The sequence below is a fragment of the Bacillus sp. AFS012607 genome, from assembly GCF_002558005.1.
Taxonomy (GTDB): Bacteria; Bacillota; Bacilli; order Bacillales; family Bacillaceae_G; genus Bacillus_A; species Bacillus_A thuringiensis_S.
In genome coordinates this window covers 69,309-84,159 of the sequence record NZ_NTVM01000002.1, presented here as the reverse complement: position 1 = coordinate 84,159, position 14,851 = coordinate 69,309, and the positions used below count along the sequence as shown (strand labels likewise).

Below are 14,851 nucleotides of genomic sequence, written 5' to 3'. Positions count from 1 at the left end.
CCGCTCGAAGTATATCGGGCGGTATTTTTATCGTTATGGTAGCATTTGTTTTTGATCATTCGGATATCCGGCTGTCGATGCGTTAGAACGCTTGGAATGATTGCGAACAGCAATGAAAATAGAAATAATAACGACAAGACCAACTGCCACGTAAGAAAGTGAAATAATAGTTGGATCCACTTTAAATGTAGTCAGCAGTGTACGTATATTCGTAAAGATAATAAGACCACCAACTAATACCCCAAGTAAATGTGCTGGAACGATACGAACTAACCATGCAGCAATTGGAGCTGCGACAATACCGCCAAGCATTAAGGCAAATACCCAAACCCAGCTTACTTGTTCCCAGCCAAGTGAGATGAAGAAACCAATTGTTGCAGCGAGTGAAACAGGAAATTCACTCGTATCTACAGATCCAATAACTTTTCTAGCTTCATTTCCTCTTGCTAGAAGAACGGGTGTCGTAATCGGCCCCCAGCCACCGCCACCAGTTGAATCAACGAATCCAGCAAATAAACCAAGCGGCACAAGTTGTTTTGCAGACATACGCTTATTTGAAGCAACAATTTGTTTTTGAAGGACGAATCGTAATAAAATATAAACCCCTAAAGTAAATAAAAAAACGGAAATGTACGGTTTAATTACATCGCCAGGTAAATTACTTAAAAAACATGCCCCAACAAATGCACCAATTGCTCCAGGTAATGTAAGTCTGGAAACTGTATATTTATCAACGTTTCCAAATTTGATATGAGATGCACCGGAAGCGGCGGTTGTAACGACTTCAGCTAAATGAACAGAAGCGGAAGCTACAGCCGGTGCGATACCAAACATTAATAATAGTGAGGTAGATGTTACCCCATACGCCATTCCAAGTGCCCCATCAATCAATTGAGCGAAAAATCCGATAATAGCAAAGACAATTAATTTCTGCATAAATAATCCCCCTGTAATAATAAATGAAAAAGGCACTTTTCCCGTATGAGAAAAGTGCCTTTGGTTTTTCCAATCAGCAATAATTAAATTTGTTTCATTATAATACATATTAATCGTATAAATCAACTGGGTTTTAAAGTTTTTTGAATTGAATGAAAGAAAAATAAAATATACAATAAAAGGATGGAGAGAAAGGGGAGAAGGACATGTTGCGATTTGATCATCTAGTACACGCCGTACATTGTACACCGGAAGAAGCGGCAAAACAAATGCAGGCGCACGGATTTTATACTGCAATAGGTGGAGAGCATATTACTTGGGGTACTTGGAATAGTTTATGTTATTTTGATTTATCATATATCGAATTTTTAGCAGTGCAGCATGAAGAAAAAGCGAAAGAAGCAGACAATCCATTAGTACAAGAAACAGTAGTGAAATTACAAGACGGAGAAGGAATGCTGCAAATCGCAATTCGAACAGATGCAATTGAAGACCTAGCAGTAAAGTTTAGTAAGCACGGTTTACATACGATAGGACCATTTGAAGGGAAACGTATGAGAAAAGATGGTCGCCTTTTAGAATGGAAAATGTTATTTGTAAAGCAAGAAGAGAACGGACCGAAATTACCTTTCTTTATACAATGGAATGAAACGGACGAAGAAAGAAGAAATGATTTACGTAACATTGGAACAATCACGGAACATAAAAATAAAGTACAACAAATTGAAACGATCCATTATGCAGTGAAAAACGTTCGAGAAACGGTGCGGAAATGGAAAGAAGTAATGGGGCTATCTACAAGCTCAGTTGTGAAAAGTGAAAAATGGAATGCCGAGTGTCAAAGTGTAGTATTTGGAGATATTCATGTGCAGTTTTGTGAGCCGATTGGAGAAGGGCTAGTGCTAGAACATCTGAATAAGAATGGCGAAAATCCTTTTGCAGTGGAGTTTAAAGGTGAAAATAAACGAGAGCATGAAGTGTTACATAGTTTGTACATATATTGATAGAGGTGAACGTTGTGAAGGAAATGCTTAGAGAGATAGAGAGTAAACTAGAATGGCCTCGTATTGTAAAGTGTACAGTTATTTCAAAAGGTTTTTCACATGAAGAGAAATATAAAATAGAATTAGAAAACAGAGTAACATATTTTGTGAAAGTATGTGATGCTGTTCATTTTGAACGTAAACAAGAAGAATATATGTATATGAAACAATTAGAGTCATTACATATTCCAACGCCTAAGTTAATTCATTTTATAAAACTTGAACAAATAAATAAATGTGTTCAAGTATTTGAATGGATCCAAGGTATAAATGGTGAAGAAGGTTTAGGGAAGCTATCCGTGGAAGAACAGTACCATGCAGGAAGAAAAGCAGGAGAAGTACTAAAGAGGATTCACTCAATTGAAAGAGAAAGTGCAAGTAATAAATGGGAAACAGTTCGATGGAATAAATACGAAAGATACGTAGAAGCGTTAGCAAATTATGAAATAGACTTCCTTGATTTGAAGCCAGTATTAAGATTTGTAGGGGAGCATAAACAATTATTGAAAAATCGCCCTATTACCTTTTTACACGATGACTTCCATCCAGCAAATAGTATGATTCATAATAAGGAGTTTATCGTTATCGATTTTGGTGGATATGATTTTGGTGATCCAATACATGATTTTTATAACGTAGCGATTTTTACTACAAGAATAAGTAAACCATTTGCGGTTGGACAAGTTCACGGATATTGCGGAGGCGAACCGTCGCTTCATTTTTGGAAACTGTACTCATTATATGCAGCAATGACATTCCCAGCTGATATCGTATGGACAAACCGAAGCACGCCACATTTAGTAAATGATATGAAGGAAAGATTGAACGGAATTTTAGAAGATCATAATCATTTTTCATCCTATATTCCAAAATGGTATCAATCACAACATGAGGATATAATAAACTATAAGTAATGGAGGGATTCATTTGGATAAAATAGCGGTAATTTCAGATATACATGGTAATATTCCAGCATTAGAATCTGTACTGCAAGATATTAAATTAAGAGGAATCGAGCGCGTCGTGTGTCTTGGAGATTTAGTCGGAAAAGGTCCTCATTCTAGCGAAGTGATTGAAATCATTCGTAAAGAATGTGAAGGAGTTGTAATGGGGAACTGGGATGATTTCATTACAAAACCGACTGAATTTGAAACGTTAAAATGGCATCAAAAACAATTATCGGAAGAACAAAATGACTATTTAAGAAGCTTACCATTTTCAATCGAATTTTTTATGAGCGGCAAACTGATCCGTATGTTCCACGCTTCACCGAGAAGTTTATATGAAAGAATTCAACCACATGCCTCAAGAGAAGAGCGTATTAGTATGTTCGAAAATAGTGAGCTCACAGAGAATATAGAAGGGGAAAGAAAACCAGATGTCGTTTGTTACGGTGACGTTCACCAAGCGTTCGTTCAAAATTTCAGAGGGAAAACGTTATGTAATGCCGGTAGCGTAGGAAACCCACTTGAAATAACACAAGCTTCCTATTTAATATTTGAAGGAACTTACAATGAAAAAGAAGCAGCGAGCTTTTCTATTCAACTCGTACGAGTACCGTATGATATTGAATTAGCTATCAGGCTGGCAGAAGAGCTCGATATGCCAGAAATTGAAGAATACAAACAAGAGTTACGGACTGCTTTATATCGAGGGTTTAAGGGGAAGTAAGCCAATCATAATATATCAACGATTTTTCAAATATATCTATCATAACTTAAAATATATCAACGATTCGACAAAGGATATCGACTTACCGACAAATAGTGACATAAAAGTTAATTATAATTTTGTTATGTAAACTAAATGAAGGGAGAAATATCATGAACCGAAAACAATGTATAAAAGAAATTGCTAATCATATTTTAATGTTAAATTTAACGCACCCAACAAGAGTTGGAGTAAGTGGTATTACAGCGTCGGGAAAAACAACATTTGCAAACGAACTAGCGGAAGAAATAAAAAAACGAGGATTACCAGTAACACGCGCCAGCATTGATGATTTTCATAATCCGAGAGCAATTCGATACGCGCAAGGAAAAGAATCTGCAAGAGGGTATTATGAAGATGCACACGATTATACAGCTTTCAAAGAAAGATTATTAAAGCCTTTAGGGCCTAACGGGAATTTACAATATGATACGATTTCTCATAACTTAATAACGGATATACCTGTCCATAATGGGCAGCTATTGGCTCAACCTAATATGGTACTAATAGTAGATGGGACGTTTCTATTGAAAAAAGACGTAGAGCATTTATTTGACTATAAAATTTTCGTAGATACAGATTTTGAGATTGCGAGAAAACGTGGTGCAAAGCGCGAGACTGAGGCTTTTGGAAGTTATGAAGAAGCTGAGAAAATGTTTTTAAACAGATATCATGCGGCCTGTAAGATGTATATAGATGAGCATAATCCGAAAAGTTGTGCGGATGTTGTATTTCAGAATAGTGATTTAGGAAATCCAGAAGTTATATTTCATGAATGAGCGTATTACATAATCAGAAATATATGTATAGCCTTTTGTTTATTGTTATAATTAAATTAATTTTATGAAGCAAATAAAAGGGGATAAGACAATAAAAAACGCAAAAAGGGGACAAGAAATATAATGAATGAAGTACTAGAACTAAAAGAAGAACTACTACAAATTAAAAATAATAATTATGCTGTACCAGAAGACGTAGATGCTTATCCATATGCACAGTGGATGTTAGATTATATCGGGTCAACTGATGCTGAATTACGCGATGATTTAATTTATAGTACGCTTTACAAATGGATTACAAATGATGTGTTTAGACAAAAAGAATTACGAGGATTAATGCTGCAAGCAATTAGCCCTGATTATTTATTTTATAAAATTGGTGAAAAGGGAACAGATTCTGTCTTTAAACGTGCGTTCTCTGTATTAATTCCGCCGCTTATTTTATCTGTTCATGAAAGAGAACCACTGTTATCTGAAGAACAGCTGTATAGTGTGGCAGAACAAGTACTAGAATATGTATATTTAGAAGAAGATGTAAGAGGATACGTAGAAGGAAAAGGCTGGGCACACTCTACTGCACATGCAGCAGATGCGCTCGATGCTTTAGCACGTACAATCCAAAATCGTGAGTTCTCATATGCAATACTAGCTGCTGTTCGCCAGAAGGTACGCTTACATGACTACGTATACATTCACTTTGAGGATGAGAGATTAGTAGCACCAATTATGTCGTTACGTAACCAAAATCTTTTAACTGAAGAAGAGTGGAGCAACTGGTTACATAGTATAGCAATTGTTGAAGACATCCCGCATCCTCAATATGATATTTTAGTACAAAATATTAGAGCTTTCTTAAGAAGTTTATATTTTAGAGTTTTAGAGACAGAGGGTAGTACAGCCTTTACAGAGGATATATTGGAGACTTTGGAAGGGTTGCGTAGGTATTAAAAATACGTTTTTCTAAGAGAAAAGTACATAAAACCACTACCTCCCAACCATACTAAAAAATGTGTTGGAGGTGAATGTTATGGACAAAAAAGACTTTGAAAAAGTTTATAATGATTACTTACATCAAGGAGAAGAACAAGCTCAATTTGAAGTAGACCATGAAGTTAATTCAGGAGCAGAACAAATTGTTGCTGTTCGTAAAAATGATGATGGTGATTTAATTGCGTTTAAAACAAGTAGCGGGAGAGAGTTAGATTATATGACTGCCCTTGAAGAAGCAAAATCAGGGAAGTTAGCTCATGTAGACGTATTTCATAAGTATGGCAGAGATATTATACGTAGTGAACCTGATGGAATAAAGGAAAATAACTTAGATAATTTACCTTCATTTTAAACGGGTAAACCTCAAGAAGAGAATGTTCATTTGGATATTCTCTTCTTTGTGTTGCGAAGTTTTCCTTGCGAAAAGAAGGTTCATCTTTAATGGGCGATCATACTTTTAAAGAGTGCTCTAAATTTCTCTTTATCTTCTGCTGTAAATGGTTTCGGTCCCTTTGTACGCTTACCGCTTTTGCGAACCATTGCACTTAAATACCGTGTTTGTAACAATTGTTCAATGTTGTCATTCGTATACTTATAGCCTTTATGGTGTAGTACGATACAGCCTTTTGCTAAAGCGAGTGAAGCAAGACCGTAATCTTGCGTTACGATTAAATCTTCTTTTTTTGCTAACTGCATAATCCGGTAATCTGCAGCATCTGCTCCAGAATCAACATAAATTGTTTCGACACCTTTTGGCTGCTCTGCATTAGAATAATGTGAAAAGCTAGTAACGAGGGTAACAGGAATTTCCACATTCGTAGCCTCAAAAATAATTACATCTTTTACAGGACAAGCATCTGCATCAACGTAAATCTTCATTTTATCACTCCTATAAATAGGTTCGAGTTGATAATAATGGTAGATTTAGGTTTTGTCAAACGAGAAAGCTTTATTTAAAGTTATTTTCACATACCAAAATAGCCTCGCGTAAACGAGAAATACCTTCCTCAATTTGATCAATATCCACTTTTCCATAAGATAAACGTATATAACCATCTTTCGCACCGAAAATACTACCTGGCATAAAAGCAATTTCTTGTTTTAAACTTTGCATAATGATTTGTTTTTCGTTTATAGGTTCTTTTAATTTCCCCCAAATGTATATACCACCAGTAGGGTTTGAAAAAGAGATTTTATCATGAAGTTGCTCGTTTAGGGCACGAACGATAACGTCTCTTTTTTCTGCTAGTTGTTTTCGTAACGGTACGATATGAGACTGAAATGGTACAGTTTCAAAAAATTGTTGCATAAGCCACTGCGGGAAAATACTCATTCCTAATTCCATTTGGTGCCGTGCATCTGATAATCGCTCTACGACAGACTGCGGGGCGACAAGCCAACCGACTCGTAATCCTGGCGCAATCATTTTTGATAAAGAATGTACATAAATGACAGTTCCATTTTCATCTATTGATTTCAAAGTAGGACAAGGTTGTTTCTTTTCTAGCGTCAGCAAACTAGATGGATCATCTTCAACGATTGCAATTCGTAAATCTGCGCAAAGTGATAATAGTTTTTTTCTACGGTTTGGATGAAGCATCGTCCCCGTAGGGTTTTGGAAATTTGGATTTAAAAAAATCATTTTAATGCGGTGCTTTCTGTATAGCTCTTGTACATCGTCTGGATTAATGCCGTGTTCATCGACAGGTAATGGGAAAATACGAATACCTGCTGATTGGAATAACGGCAGGGAATAACAGTGTGAAGGACTTTCGAAAGCAACAGCATCACCTGGATTTAATAAACATTGCACGATAAGGTGCAGTGCTTGTTGAGCGCCGGATGTAATCATAATGGATTGTTCAGTCGCCTCAACTTTTAAATATTCCTTCATATATTTTACGACCGCTTGTCTTAGCGGGAGATAGCCTTGCGGATGATCGTAACTTAATGAATGCGTTAACGGTTGTTCACGTAAAATCGTTTGTAGTTGATCGTGAGGATAAAGATTACAACCGAGTTCTCCATTAGCGAAATCTATAATATTTTCATTTTGTTGTACTTCTGCCCGAATATGGCGAAGTAGTGGTAAGTTTGGTAAAAAAGTACCACCTTCTACGAAATTTCTCCAGTTCGGCGTTAATGTTGGAGAAACGCCCCACATATGTGTACTCACACGTGTACCTTTACCAGTCGTACTTTCTACAATTCCCATAGCACGAAGTTCATTATAAGCAGTCGTTACTGTACTTCTGTTTACATTTAACTGCGTAGCTAATTTCCGTTCTGAAGGGAGGAAGCTTCCTGGAGGAAGTTCTCCATATGTAATACGTTTTTCAATAAAGTCAACCACTTGCTGATAAATAGGGATTTTACTGTCACTATCTAGCTTCCATTCCATACAAACGCCTCCGTATCTCTTATATACATTAAGTATAACAAATTGGCTGGGTAAAAAAACAGCCAATTGGACGGTGCTATATCCAGCCAATTTTACTATGCTAAATATGGAAGGGGAGATTCGGATGAAAAGATGGCAAATGGAATGGCTCCTAGTATCAGTAGCGTTAGTATGGGGAGCAAATTATACAATAGGAAAGTATGGCGTGGCATATATGTCATCCATTCAATTTAATAGTTTACGATTTTTAGTAGCATCACCGGTCTTATTACTTATTACATTTATGATGGAACGCTCATTACGTATTGAAAGAAAAGATTGGTTACGATTAGTAGTAGTCGGTATCGTTGGTACAGCAATGTATCAAACGATGTTTATGTTATCTGTGAAATATACTTCAGCAACGAACGCCTCATTATTAATTGCGATGTCACCTATATTTACAGGGATATTAGCAGTATTGCACAAACAAGAACGTTTTTCGATGAAAGTACAAATTGGTTCAATAGTAGCGTTTATTGGTGCAGCATTTGTTTTATTAACAGGACATACAGGAGGAGCTACTTACGAATATGCGTGGCTCGGAAATGTAATTGGATTAGTCGCAGCAATTGCGTGGGGATGGTATCCAATATTAGCGCAACCTCTTATTACAAAATACTCCGCAATGAGAGTTACATCATGGTCTACTTTAATTGGAATTGTACCACTTGTTATATACTGTTTATTCAACGTAAACTCTTTAACATGGCCAGTAGATACGCCAAGCTGGGGTTCACTAGCATATTCAATCATCTTTGCGACCATCTTCGGACTAGCAATGTGGTATGTCGGTATTAGTCAAATAGGCTCAACGAAAGTAATGGTTTATATGTATCTCGTACCATTGTTCGCAGTTATCTTTGCGGCAGTTACAATTGGAGAGCAAATTAATATGATGCAACTCGTTGGCGGACTTATTATCTTCATCGGCTTATATGTTGTAAAAAAAGGTGGAATGAAAAAGCCTGCTTTCAATTTGAAAAAAGTCAGTTAATAGTAAAAATGATCTCTTTCATATAGAAGGAGATCATTTTTGTTTTCGTAATAAAAGTGCTTGTTCAACCGCCCATTTTTGATGATCGTGAATGAGAAGCTTAACAGCAAGTAATGGAGACATCCATCGTAAAACATGATCCTCCCCACAGTTTTCAGTTTGTTTCTGCACCATGTTCGCAATATAAAAGAACCCATCGTTTAAATAATATGTATCTTCTTTCTCTGCATAAAAATATCGTGCCGCATTACCGATATACTGATCAATTTCAATTGCCCATCCTAATTCCTCTAGTAGTTCACGATGTAAGCATTCATCTTTTGTTTCGGTACCTTCCATACCACCACCAGGTAAAAAATAACGGTCTCCTTTTTGGATAACAGCAATCATTGAAGAAGATGAATGGAAAATAACTGCATAACAACTAGGTCTTAATACATAATGAACGGTACGCTTTTTCGAGCCAAACGTAAGTTTTGAAATCATAAAACACGACCTTTCTCTATAAAATACATAAAAGGGATATTAAGGTAAATGCAGAATGATATAAGTATAATCTTAATAGATTGGAGTGGTAACAACATGATAAATCGAAAATGTTCAAGGTGTAAAGAAATTACAGGTACATTGCACGGTGGTAAAAAAATTAAGGAAGAATTTCTATGTGAGGACTGTTTGCAAAAAGGAATTGCGAGCGGTGAAATCGAATTATCACAAGTGGAGCAAGAACAAACTTCGTATCTTTCTATAAAAATATTAAAAATAATGAGTGTTATCTATTTAATAGCATCTATTTTGATGGCTTTTTCAACTGGTCCATTTATACATAATATAGGATTTGATGAAATATCCATTTCAGGCCCAGAATTAGGTTTAATAAGTATTGTTATGCTAGGTTCTTTATTCCAGTCTGTTCTTGTATTTTGCGGGATATGGGTATTCATCCTTTTAGTAGAAACGGTCATTAAAATTTATGAAAAAATGAAGTGAGTGAAAGGGAGAAACATATGCAAGTAAGAAACATCCAAGGGGAAGATTATGTAAAGATTCATTCTGTTTTAAATGATTGGTGGGGCGGTAGAGATATGGCTGCTATGTTGCCAAAACTGTTCTTCGTTCATTTTCAAGAAACGAGTTTTATCATTGAAGAAGATGGCGAAACGTTAGGTTTCTTATGTGGATTCTTTTCACAAACATATAAAGATGAAGCATATGTTCATTTTATCGGTGTCAATCCGAAGTATAGAAGAAGAGGAATCGCATCGACATTGTATTCTTATTTCTTTGATATCGCTCGTGCAAATAATCGTAAAGTTGTAAAAGCAATTACGTCACCAATTAACAAAAAGTCGATACAGTTTCATCAAGAAATCGGTTTTCGAATTGAGGCCGGGGATGATGAGGTAGAGGGTGTATCGGTACATACAAATTATGATGGGAACGGCGGTAGTAGAGTTTTGTTTTTGAAAAATGTGTAAAAGTAGGCTAGCTTAACGGTAGCCTTTTTGTTGTGAGGAGATAAAAATATGGAGAGTAAACAAAGTAGAAATGAATACTTACGACGCATTTATAAAGTGCAAGATTATATAGAATCACACATAAATGATTCACTATCCATTGAAGAGCTAGCGGATATAGCAGGATTTTCAAAGTTTCATTTTCATCGGATTTTCAAGGGGATAGTAGACGAGCCATTATCACGGTATGTAAACCGATTGAAGTTAGAAAGGGCAACAAATCTACTTACATATCGCACAGATATGACGATTACACATATTGCGTATCACTTCGGGTTTACAGATTCAGCAGTTTTCTCCCGCACATTTAAAAGTCATTACGGAATAAGTCCATCTCAATATCGAAACGATAATAGCAAGAATTGCAAAGACGTAAGGGGAATTCCTCAATACAATGAATGTAAGAAGGTTCGAGGAAATGTTGAAATTGTAACAGCGGACGATATACACGTCGCATACATAAGGCATATCGGTACATATGAAGAGTTAACGATAGCTTTTCCAAAAATGATAGAGAAATTATTTCATTACGCAGCGAAGGAAAACTGTCATGTATTTGAGGATACGAAAGTATTAACCATTTACCACGATCATCATGAATTTACTGAAGAAAATCATTTAAGAACAAGTTTATGTATAAAAATTCCAGAGGGGTCCCCAGTAGAAACGAGCGACATTGGAATAATGGTAATACCTTCTGGAAAGTATGCGGTAGGTCATTTTGAAATATTCCAGGATGAATATAAAGGAGCATGGGATTTCTTATACGGTGAGTGGCTTCCTAATAGCGGATATAAACCGAGAGATTCGTATCCTTTTGAAATGTATAAAAATGACCCAAGACGGCACCCGGAAAATAAACATATAGTTGATATATATGTACCGATCGAACCTTTTTAATTATGGGTTAAAGGGGAATAAAAATGAAAACTGCTGAAAAGTTAGATTTGATTATAAAAGAAGAGTATAAAAATATTAATGGGATGTTAGTAGTACAAAAAGGTGATGTTATTTTTGAAAAATATTATAACGGTCACGGTCCAGATGATGCATTTCATATAGCGTCAGTCACAAAAACGATTATTTCTGCGTTAATTGGACTATGTGTAGATAAAGGCTATATAAAAAGCGTTGATCAAAGAGTAATAGAATTTTTCCCGGAATATAACGTTAATTCATCTGAAGTAACAGTAAGCCATCTTCTAACGATGACAGCTCCACATCCATTCGTAGACTGGCAGGAACCGTTAGAAGAACTATGTACACAACAAGATTGGATACAATATACGTTAAATAGGATAGGAAACGGCGGAGAAATTGGATCTTTTAAATATTCATCTGCAGGAGCTCATATACTATCAGCGATCATAACGAACGCAATAGGAAAAAATGCGCGTGAATTTGCGAATGAATACTTATTTCAGCCACTCGGCATGAGAGAAATTCCAAACTATAATATGAAAGCATTTGGATTTGATGACTTATTCGGAAAAGATGTGAAAGGATGGGTTCACGATCCAAATGGTATTTCGGCGGGCGGCTGGGGACTAACGTTAACGGTTAGGGATATGGCTAAGTTTGGACAGATGTATTTGAATGAAGGTATTCATAATGGAAAACAAATACTATCAAAATCATGGATAAAAGAATCAATAGCGATGAATTCAAATCAATATGGTTACTTATGGTGGTTACGAGAAGAAGAGGGTGTCTATTCGTATTGTGCAATGGGTGATGGTGGGAATATGATTTGTTGTATTCCAGAGAAGGAATTGGTGGTGGTGATGGCTTCTGAAGTTGTGCCAGAAACAAAGGATAGATGGAGATTAATCAAAGAGTATATACTTTTAAAAGAGTAATGGTGAACTTGTAGAAAAATTTAAACGCTCCCCGTAACTTTCCTCAATAAAAAATCGTTAAACATTAGGAAGGGTTATTAATCACGAATGGGGGAGAACCATGAAAATTCTAATTCTAGGCGGTACACGATTTTTAGGAAGAGCATTTGTAGATGAGGCTTTACAGAGAGGGCATGAAATTACGTTATTTAACCGAGGAACAAACAAAGAAATTTTTTCTAATGTGGAGCAGTTAACCGGTGACAGAAATAACGATGTATCAAGTTTAAAAAATCGAACGTGGGATGTTGTCATAGACACATGTGGATTTTCTCCGCATCATATTAGGAATGTTGGAGAAGTGCTTAAAGATAATATTGAACACTATATATTCATCTCAAGCCTTTCCGTATATAAAGATTGGATTCTGCATGACATAAAAGAAGACTATATATTACAACCTGAACCGACGGAAGAGCAAATAAAGGCTGTAGAGAATGGTGAAATATCTCCTTATGAGCATTATGGTGCGCTGAAAGTATTATGCGAAAAAGAAGCAGAGAAGTATTGGCCGGGGCGTGTTTTACACGTAAGAGCAGGACTTCTTTCAGGAATGTTCGATTATACAGATCGACTTCCATACTGGATCGGGCGTGTAGCAAAAGGAGGTAAAGTGTTAGTTCCAGGAAGAAAAGACCGTCCAGTACAGATAGTTGATATAAAAGACGTCGCAAACTGGGGACTAAACATGGCAGAAAACAAAAATGCAGGTACATTCAATGTAACAGGTCCGAATGATGATTTGACGATGGAAGAGCTATTAAATACGTGTAAAAAAGTTACGAATAGTGATGCTGAATTCGTTTGGATAGATGAATCGTTTATGAATGAACATAAAGTGCAGCCTTGGACAGAGATGCCTTTATGGCTTCCAGAAACTTTTTCATTAGAAGGTGAAACGAAGCCGTGGAAAGGTGGATTTTCAATTAGTATTGAAAGTGCTGTTAAAGAAGGACTTACTTTTAGAAGGTTAGGACATACAGTTACAGATGTGTATGAGTGGATGAAGAGTGTGGACGAATGGGAATTAAAAGCAGGTATTTCAGGGGAGAGGGAGAAGGAATTGTTAGAAAGATGGTATCAATAAATTTAGCGGTGTCCTTTGAATATACTTGATTGCACATAAGGAGGAGAAAAGGTGATGTGGAAAGACACCATTCACAGTATCTCATCAAACTTAAGCTTAAAAAATTCGGCTACGAAGGAGGAACTTACTGATATACAACAATGTATACATGTGGAGTTACCGAATGATTTATATCAATTATTACAGGAAACAAATGGTATAGAAGGTGAATACGGTGACTTTATATGGTCTGCTTCAAAAATTAAAACTGAAAATATGAGTATGAGAAATATAGTTGATTTTAAGGATTTATACATGCCTTTTGACTGTTTATTATTTTTTGCTGATGGCGGAAATGGTGATTTGTTTGGCTATTCCATTTTGAATGGAAAAGTGCAAAGAGATGATATATATGTATGGAATCATGAAAATGATAGTAGAACGTGGGTTGCTCCTTCTTTAAAGACTTTTATGGAGTGGTGGGAGAGTGGGAAGATAATAATTTAAATATAGTATCAAAAAAAGCGCCTTGTTACTAAAGAAACAAGGCGCTTTTTCACGAATAATTAATCTACTACTCAATCGGTTCTTCCCCATACATCTCCCATAGCTTAGGAAACATCTTTTTTAAACCTTCTTCATCGTCTTCATTCCAGTCAAATTCAAAATCTACATCGTCGAATTCTTCATTAGATAAGACATGGTAAAGTGTAAAGTAAGTATCATCTTCGTCACCAGTTTTTTCTGCATATACAGTGAAACCGAAATATAAAGAAAGTTCTTCAATCTCTGGGACGTCATACTCACTCAAGTTTTCTAATACAGGAATTAATCGTTCTGGATCTTCAATACAAGCTTCGTATGTCTCTTTTCCTTGATATAATAACCATCCGCGGAAGTAATCGAAAGTATCATCTGAACAGCCACCCATAATAATATAGGCTGCTGCCCATAAACGGGAGGTATAGGAGTCTTTCAAAAGACGATGCATATGCGTATCAAATGCTACAATTTCATGTACTGTACGTTTAGCAAGGTGAGAAGTAAGCCATTCTATTTGTTCTTCTTGGTCCTCACCTTTCGTTTTTGCACGATGAAGTAGTTCCCAAAATTCTTCTTCGGTTATCGTTTTTTCTTTTATGTAATCTTCCCCAGGCAACGGGTCTGTATATCCTTTTTTACGTTTGGAAGCAACTAGTTTATTAGCTTCTTTCATACATTCTTCTTCTGTTTCAAACTCTTTCGCTTTCACACTGCCAGCTGTGCCAATTTTTCCGTAAAACACAACATAGTCTTTTTCTTTCACAACGATTTTCCAAAACTTATTTGATTTCTCAGTTTGCTGGATTAATAACGTTTCCATCCGTACCCCCATAATGTTTTCTAGTGTGCAATGTGATTGTAACATATGTATATACACTTGTAATGATGAAAAATAATAGTTTAGAAAATTCAAAAACCATTGAATGAAGTGG

General features: G+C 36.0%; 18 protein-coding genes. 13 read left to right on the top strand and 5 right to left on the bottom strand.

Features of this window, described 5'->3' with window-relative positions:
• Positions 1-33: 33 nt before the first annotated feature.
• Complete coding sequence (locus CN409_RS00720; RefSeq protein ID WP_002082558.1) at positions 34-1,044, bottom strand: sulfite exporter TauE/SafE family protein; 1,011 nt, start codon at positions 1,042-1,044, stop codon at positions 34-36.
• A gap of 98 nt (positions 1,045-1,142) precedes the next feature.
• Here CN409_RS00720 and CN409_RS00715 point away from each other — a divergent pair, with 98 nt between their 5' ends.
• The 6 genes from CN409_RS00715 (at position 1,143) to CN409_RS00690 (ending at position 5,810) form a co-directional block, all read left to right on the top strand.
• On the top strand, positions 1,143-1,940 hold the full coding sequence (locus CN409_RS00715) for a VOC family protein (RefSeq protein ID WP_000943330.1): 798 nt from the start codon (positions 1,143-1,145) through the stop codon (positions 1,938-1,940).
• Positions 1,941-1,954: 14 nt separating this feature from the next.
• Positions 1,955-2,893, top strand: a complete 939-nt coding sequence (locus tag CN409_RS00710; RefSeq protein WP_000661761.1) for an aminoglycoside phosphotransferase family protein — start codon at positions 1,955-1,957, stop codon at positions 2,891-2,893.
• 13 nt (positions 2,894-2,906) lie between these two features.
• Positions 2,907-3,650: a metallophosphoesterase family protein gene (locus tag CN409_RS00705; RefSeq protein ID WP_000357646.1), complete on the top strand. Its 744-nt coding sequence runs from the start codon at positions 2,907-2,909 to the stop codon at positions 3,648-3,650.
• A gap of 152 nt (positions 3,651-3,802) precedes the next feature.
• A complete protein-coding gene (locus CN409_RS00700; RefSeq protein ID WP_086390628.1) occupies positions 3,803-4,468 on the top strand; it encodes a nucleoside/nucleotide kinase family protein in 666 nt (221 codons plus the stop codon).
• A gap of 123 nt (positions 4,469-4,591) precedes the next feature.
• Complete coding sequence (locus tag CN409_RS00695) at positions 4,592-5,416, top strand: DUF2785 domain-containing protein (protein ID WP_086390627.1); 825 nt, start codon at positions 4,592-4,594, stop codon at positions 5,414-5,416.
• Between the two features lie 79 nt (positions 5,417-5,495).
• Complete coding sequence (locus CN409_RS00690) at positions 5,496-5,810, top strand: DUF3892 domain-containing protein (RefSeq protein ID WP_000358166.1); 315 nt, start codon at positions 5,496-5,498, stop codon at positions 5,808-5,810.
• 86 nt (positions 5,811-5,896) lie between these two features.
• Here CN409_RS00690 and CN409_RS00685 read toward each other — a convergent pair whose 3' ends face one another.
• Both CN409_RS00685 and pdxR read right to left on the bottom strand, forming a co-directional pair.
• On the bottom strand, positions 5,897-6,337 hold the full coding sequence (locus CN409_RS00685; RefSeq protein ID WP_000708771.1) for a YaiI/YqxD family protein: 441 nt from the start codon (positions 6,335-6,337) through the stop codon (positions 5,897-5,899).
• 70 nt (positions 6,338-6,407) lie between these two features.
• On the bottom strand, positions 6,408-7,859 hold the full coding sequence (pdxR, locus tag CN409_RS00680) for a MocR-like pyridoxine biosynthesis transcription factor PdxR (protein WP_000454934.1): 1,452 nt from the start codon (positions 7,857-7,859) through the stop codon (positions 6,408-6,410).
• A 124-nt stretch (positions 7,860-7,983) separates the two neighbouring features.
• Between pdxR and CN409_RS00675 the strand changes: the two genes are divergently transcribed.
• A complete protein-coding gene (locus CN409_RS00675) occupies positions 7,984-8,895 on the top strand; it encodes a DMT family transporter (RefSeq protein ID WP_000832991.1) in 912 nt (303 codons plus the stop codon).
• Positions 8,896-8,928: 33 nt separating this feature from the next.
• Here CN409_RS00675 and CN409_RS00670 read toward each other — a convergent pair whose 3' ends face one another.
• Positions 8,929-9,381 (bottom strand): NUDIX hydrolase, encoded by a 453-nt coding sequence (locus CN409_RS00670; RefSeq protein ID WP_000624007.1) that lies wholly within the window; start codon positions 9,379-9,381, stop codon positions 8,929-8,931.
• A gap of 96 nt (positions 9,382-9,477) precedes the next feature.
• On the opposite strand from CN409_RS00670, the gene CN409_RS00665 reads away from it, so the two are divergent.
• The 6 genes from CN409_RS00665 to CN409_RS00640 all read left to right on the top strand — a co-directional run bounded on the left by CN409_RS00665 (position 9,478) and on the right by CN409_RS00640 (position 13,883).
• Positions 9,478-9,885: a DUF3980 domain-containing protein gene (locus CN409_RS00665; RefSeq protein ID WP_016081101.1), complete on the top strand. Its 408-nt coding sequence runs from the start codon at positions 9,478-9,480 to the stop codon at positions 9,883-9,885.
• Between the two features lie 17 nt (positions 9,886-9,902).
• Entirely contained in the window at positions 9,903-10,373 is a 471-nt protein-coding gene (locus tag CN409_RS00660) for a GNAT family N-acetyltransferase (protein ID WP_001198087.1), read from the top strand.
• 48 nt (positions 10,374-10,421) lie between these two features.
• Positions 10,422-11,312, top strand: coding sequence for an AraC family transcriptional regulator (locus tag CN409_RS00655; protein WP_000444276.1), 891 nt, complete (start codon positions 10,422-10,424; stop codon positions 11,310-11,312).
• Between the two features lie 23 nt (positions 11,313-11,335).
• Positions 11,336-12,271, top strand: a complete 936-nt coding sequence (locus tag CN409_RS00650) for a serine hydrolase domain-containing protein (protein WP_000844642.1) — start codon at positions 11,336-11,338, stop codon at positions 12,269-12,271.
• A 100-nt stretch (positions 12,272-12,371) separates the two neighbouring features.
• Positions 12,372-13,397 carry an SDR family oxidoreductase gene (locus CN409_RS00645; protein WP_000697691.1) on the top strand — a complete coding sequence of 342 codons (1,026 nt, stop codon included), beginning with the start codon at positions 12,372-12,374 and terminating at the stop codon, positions 13,395-13,397.
• 54 nt (positions 13,398-13,451) lie between these two features.
• Positions 13,452-13,883, top strand: coding sequence for an SMI1/KNR4 family protein (locus CN409_RS00640; RefSeq protein ID WP_000265344.1), 432 nt, complete (start codon positions 13,452-13,454; stop codon positions 13,881-13,883).
• A gap of 67 nt (positions 13,884-13,950) precedes the next feature.
• Here CN409_RS00640 and CN409_RS00635 read toward each other — a convergent pair whose 3' ends face one another.
• Positions 13,951-14,739: a DUF4240 domain-containing protein gene (locus CN409_RS00635; protein WP_000449118.1), complete on the bottom strand. Its 789-nt coding sequence runs from the start codon at positions 14,737-14,739 to the stop codon at positions 13,951-13,953.
• Positions 14,740-14,851: the final 112 nt, after the last annotated feature.